Annotated in this window: 13 protein-coding genes and 1 pseudogene; 12 read left to right on the top strand and 2 right to left on the bottom strand. The window is 69.4% G+C overall.

Translation table 11 applies throughout. The features are described 5' to 3' along the window. Positions 1–97: 97 nt before the first annotated feature. The 10 genes and pseudogenes from IPN47_15435 (at position 98) to IPN47_15390 (ending at position 13,978) form a co-directional block, all read left to right on the top strand. Positions 98–1,513: an MmgE/PrpD family protein gene (locus tag IPN47_15435; protein ID MBK9409406.1), complete on the top strand. Its 1,416-nt coding sequence runs from the start codon at positions 98–100 to the stop codon at positions 1,511–1,513. After that, positions 1,510–2,679, top strand: a complete 1,170-nt coding sequence (locus IPN47_15430) for an acyl-CoA/acyl-ACP dehydrogenase (GenBank protein ID MBK9409405.1) — start codon at positions 1,510–1,512, stop codon at positions 2,677–2,679. The genes IPN47_15435 and IPN47_15430 overlap by 4 nt, the downstream gene beginning before the upstream one ends. A 6-nt stretch (positions 2,680–2,685) precedes the next feature. Continuing rightward, positions 2,686–3,648: a CoA ester lyase gene (locus IPN47_15425; GenBank protein ID MBK9409404.1), complete on the top strand. Its 963-nt coding sequence runs from the start codon at positions 2,686–2,688 to the stop codon at positions 3,646–3,648. After that, a pseudogene (locus IPN47_15420) lies at positions 3,645–4,124 on the top strand (MaoC family dehydratase). The gene IPN47_15425 and the pseudogene IPN47_15420 overlap by 4 nt, the downstream one beginning before the upstream one ends. 22 nt (positions 4,125–4,146) lie before the next feature. After that, the gene (locus tag IPN47_15415; GenBank protein ID MBK9409403.1) at positions 4,147–5,322 is read left to right on the top strand and encodes a CoA transferase; all 1,176 of its coding nucleotides are present in this window, start codon (positions 4,147–4,149) and stop codon (positions 5,320–5,322) included. Between the two features lie 8 nt (positions 5,323–5,330). Further along, positions 5,331–7,217: an amidase gene (locus IPN47_15410; GenBank protein MBK9409402.1), complete on the top strand. Its 1,887-nt coding sequence runs from the start codon at positions 5,331–5,333 to the stop codon at positions 7,215–7,217. Positions 7,218–7,341: 124 nt separating this feature from the next. Beyond that, the gene (locus IPN47_15405; GenBank protein ID MBK9409401.1) at positions 7,342–8,157 is read left to right on the top strand and encodes a peptidase E; all 816 of its coding nucleotides are present in this window, start codon (positions 7,342–7,344) and stop codon (positions 8,155–8,157) included. Then, positions 8,154–9,131, top strand: coding sequence for a cyanophycinase (locus IPN47_15400; protein MBK9409400.1), 978 nt, complete (start codon positions 8,154–8,156; stop codon positions 9,129–9,131). Before IPN47_15405 ends, IPN47_15400 begins: the two co-directional genes overlap by 4 nt. 423 nt (positions 9,132–9,554) lie before the next feature. Then, on the top strand, positions 9,555–12,602 hold the full coding sequence (locus tag IPN47_15395) for a TonB-dependent receptor (protein ID MBK9409399.1): 3,048 nt from the start codon (positions 9,555–9,557) through the stop codon (positions 12,600–12,602). Between the two features lie 5 nt (positions 12,603–12,607). After that, positions 12,608–13,978, top strand: coding sequence for a RagB/SusD family nutrient uptake outer membrane protein (locus IPN47_15390; protein MBK9409398.1), 1,371 nt, complete (start codon positions 12,608–12,610; stop codon positions 13,976–13,978). Between the two features lie 193 nt (positions 13,979–14,171). Here the strand turns inward: IPN47_15390 and IPN47_15385 are convergent, their stop codons facing one another. Further along, positions 14,172–14,624 carry a hypothetical protein gene (locus IPN47_15385; GenBank protein MBK9409397.1) on the bottom strand — a complete coding sequence of 151 codons (453 nt, stop codon included), beginning with the start codon at positions 14,622–14,624 and terminating at the stop codon, positions 14,172–14,174. Positions 14,625–14,808: 184 nt separating this feature from the next. Continuing rightward, positions 14,809–16,575: a gamma-glutamyltransferase gene (locus tag IPN47_15380; protein MBK9409396.1), complete on the bottom strand. Its 1,767-nt coding sequence runs from the start codon at positions 16,573–16,575 to the stop codon at positions 14,809–14,811. Between IPN47_15380 and IPN47_15375 the strand changes: the two genes are divergently transcribed. Together IPN47_15375 and IPN47_15370 are read left to right on the top strand one after the other, a co-directional pair. Beyond that, positions 16,570–16,923, top strand: coding sequence for a VOC family protein (locus tag IPN47_15375; GenBank protein MBK9409395.1), 354 nt, complete (start codon positions 16,570–16,572; stop codon positions 16,921–16,923). The genes IPN47_15380 and IPN47_15375 overlap by 6 nt on opposite strands. Further along, positions 16,920–17,399, top strand: a complete 480-nt coding sequence (locus IPN47_15370; protein ID MBK9409394.1) for a hypothetical protein — start codon at positions 16,920–16,922, stop codon at positions 17,397–17,399. Before IPN47_15375 ends, IPN47_15370 begins: the two co-directional genes overlap by 4 nt. Positions 17,400–17,511 lie beyond the last annotated feature (112 nt).

Genomic DNA, 17,511 nt, shown 5'->3' with positions numbered 1-17,511 from the left:
CGGGGGCGCCGCTGGTACATGGGGCGCCGTGGCGCGTACTTCGACTATTAGCGTCGCGTCAGGTAGATTGGCGACGCGCCGCCACCACCCTCCCCCCATGACCCCACGGCCCGCCTCACGCCTCCTCGCCGACTTCTGCGCGAGCGCCCGCTTCCGCGACCTTCCGACGGTGGTGGTAGACGAGGCGCATCGCGCCATCCTCGACTGGCTGGGATCGGCGATGAGCGGCGCCCTGGAGCCGCCCGCGCAGATGGCGAGGGAAGTCGTTAGGCAGCTGGGGGCGTCGCGCGATGCCACGGTGTTCGCGGGGGCGCGCAGTTCGGCCGCCGGTGCGGCGCTGGCTAATGGCGTCGCCTCGCACATCCTCGAACTCGACGACGTGCACAAGGGCTCGACGTTGCACGCGGCGGCGCCGGTGATCCCCGCGGCGCTCTCCGTGGCCGAGCGCGAGCACGCCTCGGGGGAGGACTTCCTCCTGGCGGTGGCGCTCGGATACGAGGCCGCACTGCGCGTGGGAGAGGCGGTGAACCCCTCGCATTATCGCTACTGGCACCCCACGGGGACGGCGGCCACCTTCGGCGCCGCGGTGGCGGCCGGGTCGCTCGTCCGGCTCTCCCCCGCGCAGATGCTCGACGCGCTGGGGAGTGCCGGGACGCAAGCGAGCGGATTGTGGGAGTTCAACGCCGACGGGGCAATGAGCAAGGCGCTGCACCCGGGCAAGGCGGCGATGAACGGCGTGCTGGCCGCCGACCTCGCCCGCGTCGGCTTCACCGGGGCGACGCGAATCCTGGAGGGGGAGCGCGGCTTCTTTCGCGCCACCACGACGGACTTCGACGCCAGCCGCGTGACCGAAGCGTTAGGCTCGCACTGGAAGCTTCCCGAGAACTGCTACAAGCTCCACTCGTGCTGCGGCCACACGCACACGGCCATCGACGTGTCGCTCGAGCATCGTGCCGAGTGCGGCTGGCGGGGCGACGAGGCGCTCGGGGCGCTCGAGCGGGTGGAGGTCGAGACGTACGAGCAGGGGCATGCCATCGTGAAGCAGCACGATCCCACGACGCCCTACCAGGCGAAGTTCTCGCTCGCGTACTGCGTGGCGGCGGCGCTGGTGGACGGCGCGGTGGGGCTCGAGCAGTTTGCCGCCGAGCGATTCGGCCCCGCGGGGGTGGGGCATGCCGCGGTCGCCGCGCTCTTGCCGCGCATCGAGATCCGCGTCGTCCCCGACATCACGGCGCGCTATCCGGCCGAATGGGGGACCCGCATCACCTACGTACACCGCGACGGGACGCGCCGCACGCGCGCCGCCGCCTTCCCGCGCGGCAATCCCGAGAATCCCGTGTCCACCGCGGCACTCGCCGACAAGCTCCGCGCCTTGGTTACCCCACGCTACGACGCCGCCACTGCGGAGCGCGCGGTGACCACGGTCCTGGCTCTCGCCAGCGTGCCCGACATGTCGATCCTCTTCGCCGCACTCGCCCCGGCGCGTGCCGCGGGCGAGGTTGTGCACCCATGAGCGACATCAATCCCCGCGCTACCGAGCACGTCGAGATTCGCGAAGCCGTGCGCGCCGCCTGCGCCCCGTTCGACTCGCGCTACTGGCAGCGCGTCGAGCGCGAACACGGCTACCCTCAGGAGTTCGTGCAGGCGCTCACGCGCGCCGGCTGGCTGTCGGCCCTCATCCCCGAGGAGTACGGCGGTAGCGGGCTCACGCTCACGCAGGCGTCGGTCATTCTCGAGGAGATCAATCGCGCCGGCGCCAATTCCGGAGCCTGTCACGCGCAGATGTACATCATGGGGACCGTGCTGCGGCACGGCTCGCCCGAGCAGAAGGGGCGCTACCTCCCCGCCATTGCGGCTGGCGAGCTGCGCTTGCAGTCGTTCGCCGTCACCGAGCCGGCCACCGGGACCGACACGACGAAGACGCGCACCGTTGCCGAGCGGCGCGGCGACCGCTACTTGGTCAACGGGCAGAAGGTCTGGATCTCGCGCATACAGCACTCCGACCTCATGCTCCTCCTCGCGCGCACGACGCCGCTGGAGCAGGTCACCCGGCGCACGCAGGGGCTGTCGGTCTTCCTCGTCGACCTGCGCGGGGCCGAGCAACGCGGGCTGCGCGTGCGCCCGATCGACAACATGGTCAACCACGAGACCAACGAACTCTTCTTCGAGGACTTCGAGGTCCCGGCCGAGAACCTGATCGGGACCGAGGGCGACGGCTTTCGCTACATCCTCGACGGGATGAACGCCGAGCGCGTGCTCATCGCGGCCGAGTGCATCGGCGACGGCTTCTGGTTCATCGACAAGGCGCGTCGATACGCCGGCGAGCGTGTCGTGTTCGATCGGCCGATTGGGCAGAACCAGGGGATCCAGTTTCCGCTGGCGCAGGCGTACGCACGCGTGCGCGCGGCCGACCTGATGCGCTACGAGGGGGCGCGCCTCTTCGACGCTGGCCTCCCCTGCGGGGCCGAGGCCAACATGGCCAAGCTCCTGGCCGCCGATGCCTCATGGGAGGCGGCGAACGTCTGCCTGCAGACACACGGAGGGTTCGGCTTTGCCGCCGAGTACGACGTGGAGCGCAAGTTCCGCGAGACGCGGCTGTACCAGGTGGCACCGGTGTCGACCAACTTGATCCTCTCGTACATCGGGGAGCACGTGCTGGGGCTCCCCCGCTCCTTCTAGCGAATCATGCGCCCCAACCCATCGCGCCTCGCGCGCAGCATGTTGTTTGTCCCGGCGTCTCGGCCGGAGATGGTGGCCAAGGCGGCCCGCAGCGACGCTGACGCCGTCTGTCTCGATCTCGAGGACGCGGTGGCCCCGGAGCAGAAGGAGGCGAGCCGCGCCCTCGTGGTGCAAGCGCTCACGACGCTCGACTTCGGGCATCGGACGCGCATGGTACGCGTCAACGCGCTCGACACGATGTACACCTATCGCGACGTGATCGACGTGGTGGAAGGGGCGGGGCAGCACCTCGACCTCATCATGCTCCCCAAGGCCTCGGGGGCGGGGGACGTGCAGTTCGTCGATCGTCTGCTGACGCAGGTCGAGGCACGCACCGGGCTCCGGGAGCGCATCGGGATCGAGGCGCAGATCGAGACGGCGCTCGGCTTCTTGCACCTGCGCGAGATCGCGAGCGCCTCGCCGCGGCTGGAGGGATTGATCTTCGGGATGGGGGACTACGCGGCCTCGATGCACATGCCGCTGGCCAACATCGGGGCGGAGGACGAGCACGACGCGGCGTACGGCGCCCATCGCTGGCACGCGGTGATGCACGGGATCGTGGCGGCGGCGCGCGCGTACGGGTTGCGCTGCATGGACGGCCCGCTCGCCAGCTACAAGGATCCCGAGGCGCTGGCGCGGGCCTGTGGCGTCGCGCGTGCCATGGGATTCGACGGCAAGCAGTGCATCCATCCGCTGCAGCTGGCGGCGGTGAATGCGGCCTTCTCGCCGTCGCCCCGCGACCTGGCGTGGGCGCACGACGTGGTGGCGCGCTACGAGGCGTCCGTCGCGGCCGGGCGCGGCGCGGTGGGGAGCGACGGCATCATGATCGACGCGGCCAACCTGCGCATGGCGCAGACGACGCTGCGCGCCGACGCGGCGCAACGCGCGGGGCGTGCGCCCCGCCCCAACCCTTCAGGGACGGCACCATGAGCGATGCACCGGGACACGAGGGACGCTGCTACGAGGATTTCCACGTGGGCGACGTGCTGCGCCACCCGCTGGGGCGCACGGTGAGCAACGTCGACAACACCTGGTTCACCCTGCTCACGAACAACACCAACCCGATCCACTTCGACCGGCATTACGCGTCGCAGACCGAGTTCGGTGAGCCGCTGGTGAACTCGACCTTCACCCTGGCGCTGGTGGTGGGGCTCTCGGTGAGCGACATCTCGCGCAACGCGGTGAACCTGGGTTGGGACGAGGTGCGCCTCCCCGCGCCGGTGCTCGAGGGGGATACGATCTACGCGCAGAGCGAGGTGCTGAGCATGCGCGAATCGAAGTCGCGCCCGACGATGGGGATCGTGGAGGTCAGGACGACGGGCTTCAAGCAGGACGGCACGGTGGTGATCACGTATCGACGCACCGTCTTGGTCTACAAGCGCGGGCACGCCCCGGTGCAGCCGGTGCCCTCATGCGCGAATGAACGACGTGCTCCCGTTCGCCGGGCTGCGCGTCGTCGCCGTGGAGCAGGCGGTCAGCGCCCCGTTCTGCACGCGACAGTTTGCCGACCTCGGCGCCGAGGTCATCAAGGTCGAACGCCCGGGCGATGGCGACTTCGCCCGCGGTTACGATGGGGCGCTCAACGGGATCTCGGCGTACTTCGCCTGGCTCAACCGCGGCAAGCAGAGCGTGGTGCTCGACCTCAAGTCGAACGAGGGGATCGCGGCGCTGCACGCGCTCGTGCAGGGGGCCGACGTCTTCGTGCACAACCTTGCCCCGGGAGCCATCGAGCGGTTGGGGCTGGGATATGACGTGCTCGCCGCCGAGCTCCCGCGCCTCGTGTGGGTCGCGATCTCGGGGTACGGCCCCGATGGCCCGTATCGCGACAAGAAGGCGTATGACATGCTCATCCAGGCCGAGTCGGGGGTCGTCTCGATGACGGGGACGCCTGACGAGCCGGTCAAGGTGGGGATCAGCATCGCCGACATCGGGGCGGGGATGTACGCGTACTCGAGCGCGCTGGCCGCGCTGTACCGGCGCGAGCGCACGGGGAAGGGCGAGCGCATCGACATCTCGATGTTCGAGTGCATGACCGAGTGGATGATGCCGCCGCTCTACACCTACCTCGGGACCGGCGGCGCCCCGGGACGCGCCGGGCTCCGGCACAACATGATCGTCCCCTATGGGGCGTATCCCTGTGCCGATGGACAGGTGCTCTTCGCCATCCAGAGCGACCCGGAGTTTCGCCGCTTCTGCGAACACGTGCTGCTCGATGCGGCGCTGGCCGATCATCCTGACTACGCCGTGCCCGCGGCTCGACTGGCCAATCGTGTGGTACTCGAACGGCAGATCGTCTCGGCGTTCGCGGCGCTTCCGGTTACCGAGGTCGTCGCACGTCTCGAACGCGGCGGAATCGCCAACGCGGTGGTGAACGACGTCCCCGCGGTCGCCGACCATGCCCAGCTGGTGGCGCGCGCGCGGTGGACCACGGTCAGTACCGCCGCCGGCGACATTCCTGCCTTGCTGCCGCCGCACAACCTGGCGTCGGTCCGTCCGGTGATGGGACGCGTGCCGTCGTTAGGCGAGCACGCCCCGATCGACCGGCGTGCGTCGCCTGTGCCGCGCCCGGTCCACGACGAGAACGCCCCCCCGCCCCCGCCCTGAGCCTCAGCATGCGCGCTCTCCTTCGATTCCCGGTCGCCGCGGCCTTCGCGTCGCTCCTCGTTGCCCCAGCGGTTGCGGCCCAGGGGGCCTCGATGCGTGACGTGGTGTACGAGGCGTCCATCAGCGAACTGCAGGACGGGCTGCAGCGCGGGCGATGGAGCGCGGTGCAGCTGGTGGATGCGTATCGCGCCCGCATCGCGGCGTACGACCAGCGCGGCCCGGCACTCAACGCGATCATTCGCCTCAATCCCAACGCCCGGCGCGACGCCGCAGCGCTCGATGCCGAGCGCAGGGCGGGAAAGGTGCGCGGGGCGCTGCACGGCATCCCGATCCTGCTCAAGGACAACTTCGACACCTTCGACCTCCCGACGGCGGCGGGATCGCTGGCACTGGCCGGTGTGCAGCCGCCGGACGACGGCTTCGTCGTCGCCCGGCTGCGCGCGGCGGGGGCGGTGATCCTCGGCAAGACCAACATGCACGAGCTGGCGGCGGGGATCACCTCGGTGAGTTCGTTAGGCGGCCAGACGCGCAATCCGTACGACCCGATGCGCTGCCCCGGTGGCTCGAGCGGGGGGACGGGGGCGGCGATTGCGGCGTCGTTTGCCGCCGTGGGGTGGGGGTCGGATACCTGCGGCTCCATCCGCATCCCCTCCGCCTTCAACAACCTCGTCGGGTTGCGTCCCACGCAGGGGATGGCGAGCCGCGACGGGATCGTCCCGCTCTCGCACACGCAGGACGTTCCGGGGCCGCTCGCCCGCTCGGTGCGCGACCTGGCCATCGCGCTCGACGTCACCGTCGGCTTCGATCCGGCCGATACGACGACGGCGATCGCCAAGGGACGCTCCCCGTCGGCCTTCAGCGATTCGCTCGCCGCCTTTCCGATGCGCGGGACGCGTGTGGCCGTGCTGACCAACTACATGACGGGCGACATCGACCCCGACATCCGCGACACGGTGCGCGCGGTGACGACGGCGATGCAGGCGGCGGGGGCCGACGTGGTGGAGCTGCGGGTGGCGGACTTCGACTCGCTGATGGCCAACACCAGCGTCATCAACTTCGAGACCAACCACGACCTGCAGGACTACCTCAAGGCGATTCCCGGGGCACCGCAGCTGACGGCGCGCCTGATCCTTGACCGCGGCCTCTTTCACACGTCGATGATGGGGCGCATCACCGCGATGGACACGACCGGCGTGCGAGACAGCGAGCGCTATCGCACCGCGCTGGCGCGGCAGCAGCTGCTGCGCTCGCGCATGCTGGCGGCGATGGACTCGCTGCGGGTCGACGCGATTGCCTACCCGACGAGCCGCCGCCGTCCGGTGCTTGTGGGCGAACCACAGCCCGGGTCGACGTGCGGGCTGAGCGCGCACACCGGCTTCCCGGCGCTCAGCGCCCCCGCCGGCTTCACCGACGATGGCCTCCCGGTGGGGATCGAGTTCATGGGGCGCCCCGGGGCCGACGTGCGACTCGTGGGGCTGGCGTACGCGCTGGAGCGGATGGGCCCACGGCGTGCCGCGCCGTCCACGACGCCACGGCTGCGCGGCGCTCGCGCGCCGGGCGCGATCGCCTTTCGTCAGGCGGTGACCCATGGCGCGGTCACTGGCACCGTACGGTTTGTGTTCGATCCGCTCACCAACCTGCTGCGCTACGACGTGGTGGTGAGCGGCGGGAGCTCCGATGCGCTCCAGGCGGTGGTCCTGCGCCGCCCGGCTGGCGGGGCGATCGGTTCGCCCGTGATCCATCGTCTCGCTGGCCCCGGGATGCGGACGGCCTCGGGCGTCTTCCCGCTGACGGGGATCGACCGGCGTGCCCTGGCGGCCGGCCGGCTGCAGCTGGCGATCTTCACGGCGGGCGGGATGGGCGAAGTCCCGATGCGCGCGGTGACACTGCCCTGATGTCTTGTCTGGCACCGGGTGACCGAGGCCTGGGGGTGCGCCCGCCCGTTGATCCGCCGCGCAACGGGGCGCATGTTCGGCGCGTTGGACTAGATCTGCGGGCTTCGCTCACCGAGAGGGGACCATGAAGAGACGGGACTTCGTCGTATCGTCGGCGCTGGGGACGCTGGGCGCTGGAGCCAGCCGTCTGGGGCTGGGCGGCGTCAACGCCACGCTGGCGAGCTCGCTGCTGACGCCTCGACCGCCAGCTGCCACGCGCAAGATCCTCATCGCCGGCGGCGGCTTCGGGACGGCGTTCATCCGCTATATGGCGCAGCTCACCGGGAAGCCGCGCCCGCGCGTCTGCTATCTCCCGACGGCGTCCGCCGACTCCCAGCAGGGGACGCTGACCTTCTTCCAGAACTGCGCCCCGCTCAACGTCGAACCGCACGTGCAGAACTCGTTCATCGCCAGCACGCGACAGAACAAGAGCTGGGAGGAGGTCTTCCTCTCGATGGACGCCATCGTCTGCTCGGGCGGCAACACGCTCAACCAGCAGGCGATCTGGAAGGCGCAGGGGATCGACCTGGTGCTCAAGGAAGCGTGGGACCGCGGGATCGTCCTGGGCGGGGCGAGCGCCGGCTCGTTATGCTGGTTCGAGGAGGGGACGACGGACTCGCGCCCGAAGGAGCTCACGATCGTGAAGTGCCTGGGCTTCCTGAAGGGGAGCCACTCGCCGCACTACGATGCGGAGCCGGGGCGGCGTCCGCTGTACCAGAAGCTCATCGGCTCCGGCGAGATGAAGCCGGGTTACGCCTGCGATAACGACGCCGGGATCTATTTCGAGGACAACGAGGTCAAGCGCGTCGTGAACACGCGGGCGGCGGCCAAGTGCTACTACGTGAGCGTCGTCGACGGCAAGGTGGTGGAGAAGGTCATGGAGCCTGAACGGATCGCGTGAGCATGGTGCACGGCATGGGGGCGGCGGCAAGCCGCGCGGAGGCAGCGCTTCGCCACGGGGCGAGGGGAATCATCGGCGCCGGACTGTGCGTTTTCGCGCTGGCCGCGACGGTCACGGCTCCGTCGGCCGTGCGCGCACAGACGGCGCCGCCGGCGTCGACGGTGCAGGGGACGCTCTTCATCGTCGGCGGGGGGCCGCAGCCGGCCGCGCTGGTGCGTGAATTCGTCACGCTGGCTGGCGGGGCGGGGAAGGCTCGTATCGTCGTCTTCGCCATGGCCAGCGCCAGCGGGCGCACGAGCGGCGAGGAGAAGGCACAGCAGCTGCGCTCGTTAGGCGCCCAGGCCGTCAACGTGTGGGTGGATCGCAGCGGCGCCGACGCCGAGTCCGTGGTGCAGCAGGTGCAGGAGGCGACGGGGATCTGGTTTGGCGGAGGCGACCAGTCGCGCCTCACCGCGGCGCTCGCCGGGTCCCGGACCGCGGCCGCGATCGCCGAGCGCTATCGGGCGGGGGCGGTCGTCGGGGGGACCTCGGCGGGGGCCGCGGTCATGTCGGCGGTGATGATCACCGGCGATGAGCGGCGCCGGGGTGGGGTGCGCCCCGATTCGACGGTCAGCCTGGGGACGATCGCGCGCGACAACATCGTCACGGCCGACGGTTTCGGATTGATCGACAACGCGGTGGTCGACCAGCACTTCCTGCGTCGCCGCCGCAACAATCGGCTGATCAGTCTCGTGCTGGAGCGCCCGCCGCACCTCGGCGTGGGGATCGACGAGTCGACGGCGATCGTGGTCGAGCCCGGTGGCGCCTGGCGGGTGCTGGGGGAGAGCGTGGCGGTTGTCTACGATGCGCGCGGGAGTGCGATCACCCCTCCGGGGGGGGCATTGGGGGCGAGCGGCGTGCGCATGCACGTGCTGCCTGCCGGGAGCCGATTCAACCCGGCCACCGGGGAAGCGACGCTGGCTGGCGCGCGCTAACTCGTCGCCAGGCTGTCGTCTGGCTGTCGCGGGCCCGGAGCCAGCCTGAACCAGCCTGAACCGGCCTGTCGCTCGCCGGATGCCGGGCCGTCCCCGCAGCGGGACGAAGCGAGCGCGGGCGGTGGTGTTCGGCGCGTTCGATATGGGAACTCGCCCTCCGCGGGGCTCGCCGGGGGCGTCGTTCCCTGCGTATAGATGCCGCATTCGGGTTGTCCGCCTATTGCGGCGTACTTGATACGTCCTAATCATGTGCGCGCGCCCAGCGGACGTGAAAATCGCCCGGGCCATAGGCGTGTGTGCTTCCCGCGGGCCGACGACCGGCCCGTCGCACCTCGAGGGTTGTTGTGGCGTGGACTCCCGCGCTCCCCGGACCATGGAAGCTCGTCCATGGCCGACGCGCGGACTCAATGTGGAGGATCTCGAATGAAACGACGTCTCTGGTCAGCTTTGCTTGTCGCTGCCGGCTGTCTCCTCACCTCACTCACGCCGTCGCGCGCGCAGGCGCAGGCGACGGGGGCGATTCGGGGGACCGTGGTCGACTCGGCCTCTCGCCGTCCCGTCGATGGCGTGCAGGTGGTCCTCGCGGGGACGACGCTCGGTGCGTTGACCTCGTCCGGCGGCACCTACGTGATTCGCAACGTCCCGGTGGGGACGTACTCCGTGCGCGCGACGCGCCTGGGCTTTGGCCCGGCACAGCGCAGCGTGACGGTGGCGGCGCTGGACACGTCGGTGGCCGATTTCACGTTGCGCGCTGCGGCGCTCAACCTCTCGCAGGTGGTCGTCGTCGGGTACGGCACCGCCAATCGCCGTGAGGTCACCAACGCGGTGACGACCGTGCGGAGCGAAGACCTGGTCAACGTCCCCGTCGCCAGCGTCGAGGCGGCGCTGCAGGGGAAGGCGGCCGGGCTGCAGGTCATCCAGAACGCGGGCAACCCGGGCAACGGTATCTCCGTCCGCGTGCGTGGCTCGTCGTCGCTGTCGGCGGGGAACCAGCCGCTGTACGTCATCGACGGCATCCCGATGCTGCGCGACAGCTATTCGCAGCTGGGGATGGGTGGACAGGACGTGAGTGCGGTGAGCGGGATCAGCCCCGACGAAATCGCCTCGATCGACGTCCTCAAGGACGCCTCGGCGTCGGCCATCTACGGCTCGCGCGGCTCCAACGGCGTCGTGCTCATCACCACCAAGCGCGGGCAGGCCGGGCGTCCCAAGATCACGTGGAACGGCTACTACGGGACGCAGGACCTGTCCAAGAAGGTCAACATGCTCAATGCCAAGGAGTATGTGGCCTACTTCAACGAGGCGGCCAAGAACGACGGCTACGCCGACGACGAGCTTCCGTTTGCTCCGGGCGTCGACGATACGATCAACACCGACTGGCAGGAATCGGTGCTGCAGACCGCGCCGGTGTACGACCTGTCGCTCGGCATGACGGGAGGCAGCGACCGCATCTCGTACTTCGTGTCCGGCTCCTTCTTCAACCAGAAGGGGATCCTGGTGGGGTCGCAGTACCGTCGCGCGAATGTGCGCGCCAACCTCGACTTCTCGCCGTCGTCCAAGCTCAGCGTGCGCACGTCGATCGGGCTCGGGCGCGAGGGGAACTTCCGCAACGAGAACGACAACACCATCGACGGCGTCGCCACCAACGCGCTCGCCAACCAGCCCAACGTGCGCGTGCGCAACTCGGACGGGACCTTCACCTCGACCGACGACGGGCTGGAGTACACCAACCCGGTCGCACTCGGGGTGCTCGACAACGCCGAGTCGCGGACGCTGCGCGCGATGGGCAACTCGGAGCTGTCGTATGCCTTCAGCGATCGCCTGCGCCTCAACGGGCGCGTGGGCGTCGACATGCTCAACCTGCGCGACCTGCGCTGGAACTCGCCGCTGATCATCGGCACGTACGCGGCCAGCGCGCGCGGTGTGGCGCAGCAGGGGAACACGACGGTCAGCCGCTATGTGGCCGAGACGTACCTGCAGTGGGACGCGCCGGGGCAGCGCTTTGGACAGCTCTCCCTCGTTGGGGGATCGGGCGTGGAGTACAACTCGCGCGAGAACGACTTCCTGCAGGGCGAAGGGTTCGGGAGCACGCAGTTCCGTTACCCGGGCAACGCCGGCAAGGTGACGTCGTACGACGGCGGGCGCACCGACAACAACCTCGCATCGTTCTTCTCGCGGGGCACCTGGTCGCTCAAGGACCGCTACTTTGCCAGCGCCAGCGTGCGCATGGACGGTTCGTCGCGCTTTGGCGAGAACAACCGCTACGGCCTCTTCTCCTCCGGCTCCATCGGCTGGGCGTTGTCGGACGAGGCGTGGCTGTCGGCGATCAAGAAGGTGGGCGACCTCAAGCTGCGGCTCAGCTACGGCGAGACGGGCAACCAGGGGATCGCGGACGACTACGCCCCGCTGGCCCGTTTCGGTCGCGCGAACTACTCGGACGTTCCGGGCATCGCACCGTCGTCGTTGGCCAACCCTGACCTCAAGTGGGAGACGACGCGCGAGTTCGACGTCGGCGTCGACTTCTCGATGCTGTCGGGGCGCGTGGGAATCGTGGCTGACTACTTCAAGAAGAAGACCGACGACCTGCTCGTGTCCCGCCCGATCACCTCGACGAGCGGCTTCACGAGCGTGTACGACAACATCGGCAACATCGAGAACCGCGGCTGGGAGTTCCAGCTGTCGACCGAGCCGATTCGTGAATCCAAGGTGGGTGGCCTGAGCTGGTCGAGCGACTTCAACATCTCGTTCCTCAAGAACGAGGTGACGGCGCTGTATCGCAACGAGCCGTTCAACGCCGGCATCCGCAGCCTCAACCGCGTGGAAGTCGGCCAGCCGCTGGGCGCCTTCCACACGCTGCGCTTCAAGGGCGTCGATCCGCAGACCGGCGACGCGATCTACGACGACGTCAACGGCGATGGCGACATCACGGCTGACGATCGTGTGATCGTCGGCAGCCCGCACCCCGATTACTTCGGCGGCTTCACCAACACGATCTCGTGGAAGGGCTTCGACTTCCGCAGCTTCGTGCAGTTCACGCAGGGGAACAAGGTCTTCAACGCCATCCGCATCTTCGCCGATGATGGCGGCTACTACTTCGACAACAAGCTCCGCGATTCGTACGAGAAGCGCTGGAAGAAGCCCGGTGACATCGCCGAGCAGCCGCGCCTGAGCTACGACGGCACCTCCGGCGCGCGCGATGTGTCGAGCCGCTTCGTCGAGGACGGGTCGTACGTCCGCCTGCAGGAACTGACGCTGGGCTATCGCCTGCCGCGCTCGTGGGCTCGCACGTTCAACCTGGATGAGGCGCGCTTCTTCGTCTCGGGGCGCAACCTCGTGACGTGGACCGACTACACCGGCTACAACCCGGACGTGAACAGCAACGGCTCCAGCGCGACCATCTCGCTCGGGACCGACTTCTACGCCTATCCGCTCGCCCGGACGTTCTCGTTCGGCGTGCGCGGGGCATGGTGAGGACCATGACCATGCAGACACCCAACACCATGCGAATCATGCGACGCCACGTCATGCGCCCGCTGATGGTCGCGCTCCTCGCGGGGGCGGCCGTCGGTTGCGACAAGACCCTCACGGTCGAGCCGACCACCGAAGTCGAGGAGTCGCAGGCCATCATCGACGCCGCCAGCGCGCGCGCGGCGCTGGCCGGCGCCTACGATGCCCTGCAGAGCGGCAGCTACTACGGTGGGGACTTCCTCTTCCTCTCCGACCTGGCCTCGGACGACGTCGCGCACGTGGGGACGTTCACCACGTATGCCGACATCGACCAGCATGTCACGTCGGCCGACAACAGCACGCTGGAAGGGATGTGGGATGCGATCTACGCCGGCATCGGGCGCACCAACACGCTCATCGCCAAGGTGCCCAACGTCACGACGCTCAGCGAAGACGAGCGGAAGGACATCGTGGGGCAGGCGCACCTCCTGCGCGCGCTGCACTACCACAACCTCGTAAAGCTCTGGGGACCGGTCCCGATTCGTCTGGCGCCGCCCTCCTCGCTCGACGAGCTGACCGGAACCGAGCGCGCAACGGTCGCGCAGGTGTATACGCAGATCCTGACGGACATCAACCAGGCGCAGCAGCTCATCAGCACCGACTATCGCACGCGCGAAGGGTCGTGGCTGGCGGCCGAGGCGCTCAAGACACGCGTCCTCCTGTACCAGGGGAGCAATGCGTCGGTGATCACGGCCGCCAACCGGGTGCTCGACGAAGGGGTCGAGCTGGCGCCGACGTTCTCGTCGCTCTTCGCCGCGTCGGGGAACGACACGCCCGAGGACATCTGGCGCACGTCGTTCACGGCCACGGAGTACAACCTGACGGGGTACTACTACCTGTCCAAGGCGTTAGGCGGCCGGTACGAGATCGCGCCGACGGCCGCCCTGGCGGCTTCGTTCGAGTCCGGGGACGAACGGCTCGCGTGGTCCATCCAGCGCGACAGCCGCAACCGCCGCTTCGGCGCCAAGTGGCGCTCGACCGAAGGGGCCGAGGACCTGCACATCATCCGGTTGGGTGAAGTGCTCCTCAACAAGGCCGAGGCGCAGGTCAACCAGGGCGACCTGGCCGGTGCAGTGGAAACGTACAACCTGCTCCGCGAACGGGCGGGCGTGGCGCCGCATACGTTAGGCGTGGAAGTCACCACGGCGACGCAGGTCCGCGACGCCGTGCGCGCCGAGCGCCGTCGCGAACTGGCCTTCGAGGGCGATCGCTGGCCGGACCTCGTCCGCACCCAGCGGGCAGTAACGCTCCTGAACATCCCGGCCTTCCGCACCCTCTTCCCGATTCCGCAGAACGAGATCGACGTCGCACCGCGGATCGTGCAGAACTCCGGATACTGAACGGCGAGACGGCAGACGGGAGGTGCGACGTCGCATCTCCCGTCCGCTGAACGGGCGGCCTCCAGAAGTCTGGGGGCCGCCCGTTTCGCGTCGGTGCAGGGGTGCGTGTATGGGAACTGGCACTCACACGGGCCGCTGCAGCTGACCGCCGACCCGCACCATCACGCGTCGCGGCCCCGCCGCACGCCGGAGCCTACGGATTCACGCGGATCCAGGCGACGTAGCGTGAGGAATCGGTCACGGTGCCGTACACGGGGTGGGGCTGCAGCGCGAGGAGCGTGATACGATGCCCCCACGCGGTGCCGCTCTTGGGCTCGAGGTTGGTGTGCAGCGAGAGCAGCTGCGAGGGCGCCTTGCAGCCGTCCTTGTAGCACCCCGGATGCACCGCGATCTCGGCGACGGCATCGCCGGCCCAGACACACTGCACCCCCTTGGCACAGCGCGAGTCGGTCGGGACGCTGCTGAACGTCATCCACACGTCGCCCACCCGCACGTCCCGTCGGTAGGACAGCGGAATCGAATCGGCGGCCTGCTGCAGCGTGAATTCGTCGTCCGGCGCGATCGGCGCCACGCCCTGCCGGCCACACGCGAGCGCCCCCGTGACGAGCGCCATGCAGGCGACCACGCTCGCGATTCGTCTCGACATCGTTCCTCCAATCCTGGGCCGTGGGTCACGCGCGCCGGGCTCGGCGAGCCCCCTCACGGGATGACGCCGCTTCACCTCGAATTGTAGCACCCGCTCGAAAGGGCCGGCCGCGCAAGCTACCGCGTCCCGCGCTGACCGCTCGCACGCACCCGTCGATTCGCTTCCGCTCCCCCCAGCCCTCACCCTACCACGCGAGTGCCGCGCTGTTGTTGCGGTTGTGCGAACCGGCGCGCAGGAGGCCGGTCTTCGGATCGCGACTGATCGCCACCCACACCCCCTCGCCGCCCAGCCGTGCGCGATCGAGCGTGATCTCGCGATAGCGCACCCCCGCTCCGTCGAGCACGTCTTTGGGGAAGCGCCCGGCGATGACGGGGAGGACGTAGCCACTGTCTTTCGCGCTGTAGGCCGGGAGGAAGAAGTCCGCGGCGTCGATCGCCTCGTCCACCGACATCCCGAAGCCGAAGACGTTGAGCAGCCCCTGGAAGGTGCGCTGGTGCAACCCCGATCCCATCGAGGCGAAGGCGAGGATGGGGGTGCCGTTCTTGAGCACCAGCCCGGTCTCCGTGGGGTCGGGGAGCGGCTGGCCCGCCCCGGCGCGCGCCACCGCCGCCTGCTGGAACGACGCGGGGTCGCCGATCGAGATGCCGTCGACGTTGATCGCCGTCTTCCCCCAGTACACACAATTGATGCTGTGCGTGATGGCGGCCATGTTCCCCTCGCCATCGATGACGACGACGTCGTCGGAGTGCCTGGGGGGCTGCTTCGCCAACGAGATCGGGAGCTTGCCGGCTTCGAGGGCGGTCCAGAGCGCCTGGCCATGTTCGCCTGTGAGGCGCGCGCGGTCGCTGAAGTCGATGCCGGGGAAGAGTTGGGCGCGCGCGTCGGGCGGCAAATAGTCGAGGACGTATCCCTGTGTGGCCAGCGCGGCACGTCGGAGCGACTCCGCGTTTCGTGACCAGTGCCCGAGTCGCGTGATGCCGGCCGCGACCCCCATCTGCTGCGCCTCGATGAGCGCCAGGCCGCCGGCGTTCGGTGCGCCGGGGACGGCGATCTCGATGTCTCCCACCGTCGCACGGGTGGGATCGCTCCAGATGACGTCGTACAACGCCAGGTCGTCCATCGTCATCACGCCGCCGTCGGCCTGCACCGCGGCGACGAGGCGCGCGCCCCACGGGCCCTTGTACATGTAGTCGGCTCCGTCAGCAGCAATGCGCCGCAGCGTGGCGGCCAGCGCCGGCTGGCGAAGCGTGTCCCCGACCTGCCACGGCGACCCGTCAGGCTTGAGCAGGGCCGCGCGCGTGGCGGGGAGGCGCGCGAGGTCCTTCGCGCGCAGCTCGAACTGGTGCGCGAGCGTGGCGTGCACCGGCATCCCCTGGTCGGCCACACGGATGGCGGGGGCGAACAGCGTGCGAAACGGGAGGCGCCCGAAGCGGCGGTGTGCCGACTCGACCCCCTTCATGAAGCCACCGACGAGCGCCGTGCGCCCATGGGGAACGGTGCCTAACGCCTCGCCGTCGCTGTTGAGGGTGACGGCACCGGGGATGGTGAGCGGACTGGTCTCCCCGCGCAGCGTCCGCCACCCCGCCCACATCGTCGCGATGCGCCCCGACTTGGCGTCGTAGTAGACCAGCGACATGATCCCGAAGTAGCTCACCGGGGCGCCGGCAGTCGTGGCCACCTGCGTGATGGCGGTGGTGAGCGCCGCGTCCATGGCGTTCCCCCCGCGCTGGAGGACGTCGAGCCCGGCGCGAGCGGCGTATGCGTTGTAGGCGACCGTCACCGCGCCTCGCGTCCCGGTGGCGCTCCCGGCAGTCGAGCGAACATTCGCCTGCAGCGGTCCCAGGTAGCGCGCCTGCTCGGCCTCCGTCCACGACTCGGCCGCCCGTGGTGACGGAGCGGAGGCGCAAGCGGCGAGTGTGAGCGCCGCGAAGAGACGCAGGGAGGATTGCATGCGGCGGTCCACGAGACGAAGGTTGGCGAGCGGCCGGACGAGCTCGGGTGGGTCGACCGGCGACAAAGCTATCCCCGCCAATCGGTGGCGCGAGGGTACGCACGGCGAGCGGCGGCGGGCGCTCGCGATGGCGGTTGTCGGAGCGCGCGGGCCGCGCACGCCTTCAGCTTCACGCCGTCGACGTCGATCTTTGTCGAAGGTGAGGGCGACGTCGACCTGCAGGGCGCCTTCGCCGCGCTCGCCACCGGCGGCACCGTCTCCATGCCGCTCGACCACTCGGGGGTCAGCAGGAGGTTCGGTTGGGTCATCGACTGTTTCGGCGTGTCGTGGCAGCTCAAGGTGTCGTGAACGTCGCACCCGGCGAACGCGGACAGGCGAGCGACCGAGCGCCTGACGCGTCATCGCACCTGGCGCGCGACGTGGGGCTCGGGCTCGTGTTGCTCCTGGCGGTCTTCATCGCGCTCGCCGCGATCCGCAGCGCCGACCCGTCGCTGTACTATCAGTTCACCCGTCGCAACGCGCCGCCGTTCACCTATCCGCTCCTCGCGGTGGTCGCCTGCTCGTGCCTGATGGCGGGCGAAGCCGTCGCCGTCTGGCTCACCCTCACGTGGGGGCGCGCGCCCGTGCTGGCGCGCCGGCTCTTCTGGTGTTTCGCGCTGCTCCTGTGGCCCGCGCTGGGTTCGCTGCTCCCTCGCATGCACCAGCCACCGTACTACTACGTGCATGTCCTCTGGGTCTTCACCTTGGCGCTCCTGGCCCTGCTCGGCGCTGCTGCCGCGGTGGGAGGGTCGTGGTATTCAGGGGCACCGCACGACGACGCGTGAGTCGATAGCGAGACGCCGTCGGTTGCCCCGACTATCTCCTGACCCCGCTTTCGGCTCTCGCACCCACGCCGCGCGCGACGGGAGGCCTCACCACCACCGGCAAAGGCCATAA

Source organism: Gemmatimonadota bacterium, assembly GCA_016719105.1.
In the GTDB taxonomy this organism is placed as follows: Bacteria; Gemmatimonadota; Gemmatimonadetes; order Gemmatimonadales; family Gemmatimonadaceae; genus SCN-70-22.
This window is presented reverse-complemented; position numbering and strand designations above follow the sequence as displayed.

Bases quoted from the DNA above. Each gene is read 5' to 3' on its own strand.
- IPN47_15430 (MBK9409405.1), top strand. From the start codon at position 1,510: ATGAGCGACATCAATCCCCGCGCTACCGAGCACGTCGAGATTCGCGAA.
- IPN47_15390 (MBK9409398.1), top strand. From the start codon at position 12,608: ATGACCATGCAGACACCCAACACCATGCGAATCATGCGACGCCACGTC.
- IPN47_15435 (MBK9409406.1), top strand. From the start codon at position 98: ATGACCCCACGGCCCGCCTCACGCCTCCTCGCCGACTTCTGCGCGAGC.
- IPN47_15380 (MBK9409396.1), bottom strand. From the start codon at position 16,575: ATGCAATCCTCCCTGCGTCTCTTCGCGGCGCTCACACTCGCCGCTTGC.
- IPN47_15385 (MBK9409397.1), bottom strand. From the start codon at position 14,624: ATGTCGAGACGAATCGCGAGCGTGGTCGCCTGCATGGCGCTCGTCACG.
- IPN47_15395 (MBK9409399.1), top strand. From the start codon at position 9,555: ATGAAACGACGTCTCTGGTCAGCTTTGCTTGTCGCTGCCGGCTGTCTC.
- IPN47_15405 (MBK9409401.1), top strand. From the start codon at position 7,342: ATGAAGAGACGGGACTTCGTCGTATCGTCGGCGCTGGGGACGCTGGGC.
- IPN47_15410 (MBK9409402.1), top strand. From the start codon at position 5,331: ATGCGCGCTCTCCTTCGATTCCCGGTCGCCGCGGCCTTCGCGTCGCTC.
- IPN47_15425 (MBK9409404.1), top strand. From the start codon at position 2,686: ATGCGCCCCAACCCATCGCGCCTCGCGCGCAGCATGTTGTTTGTCCCG.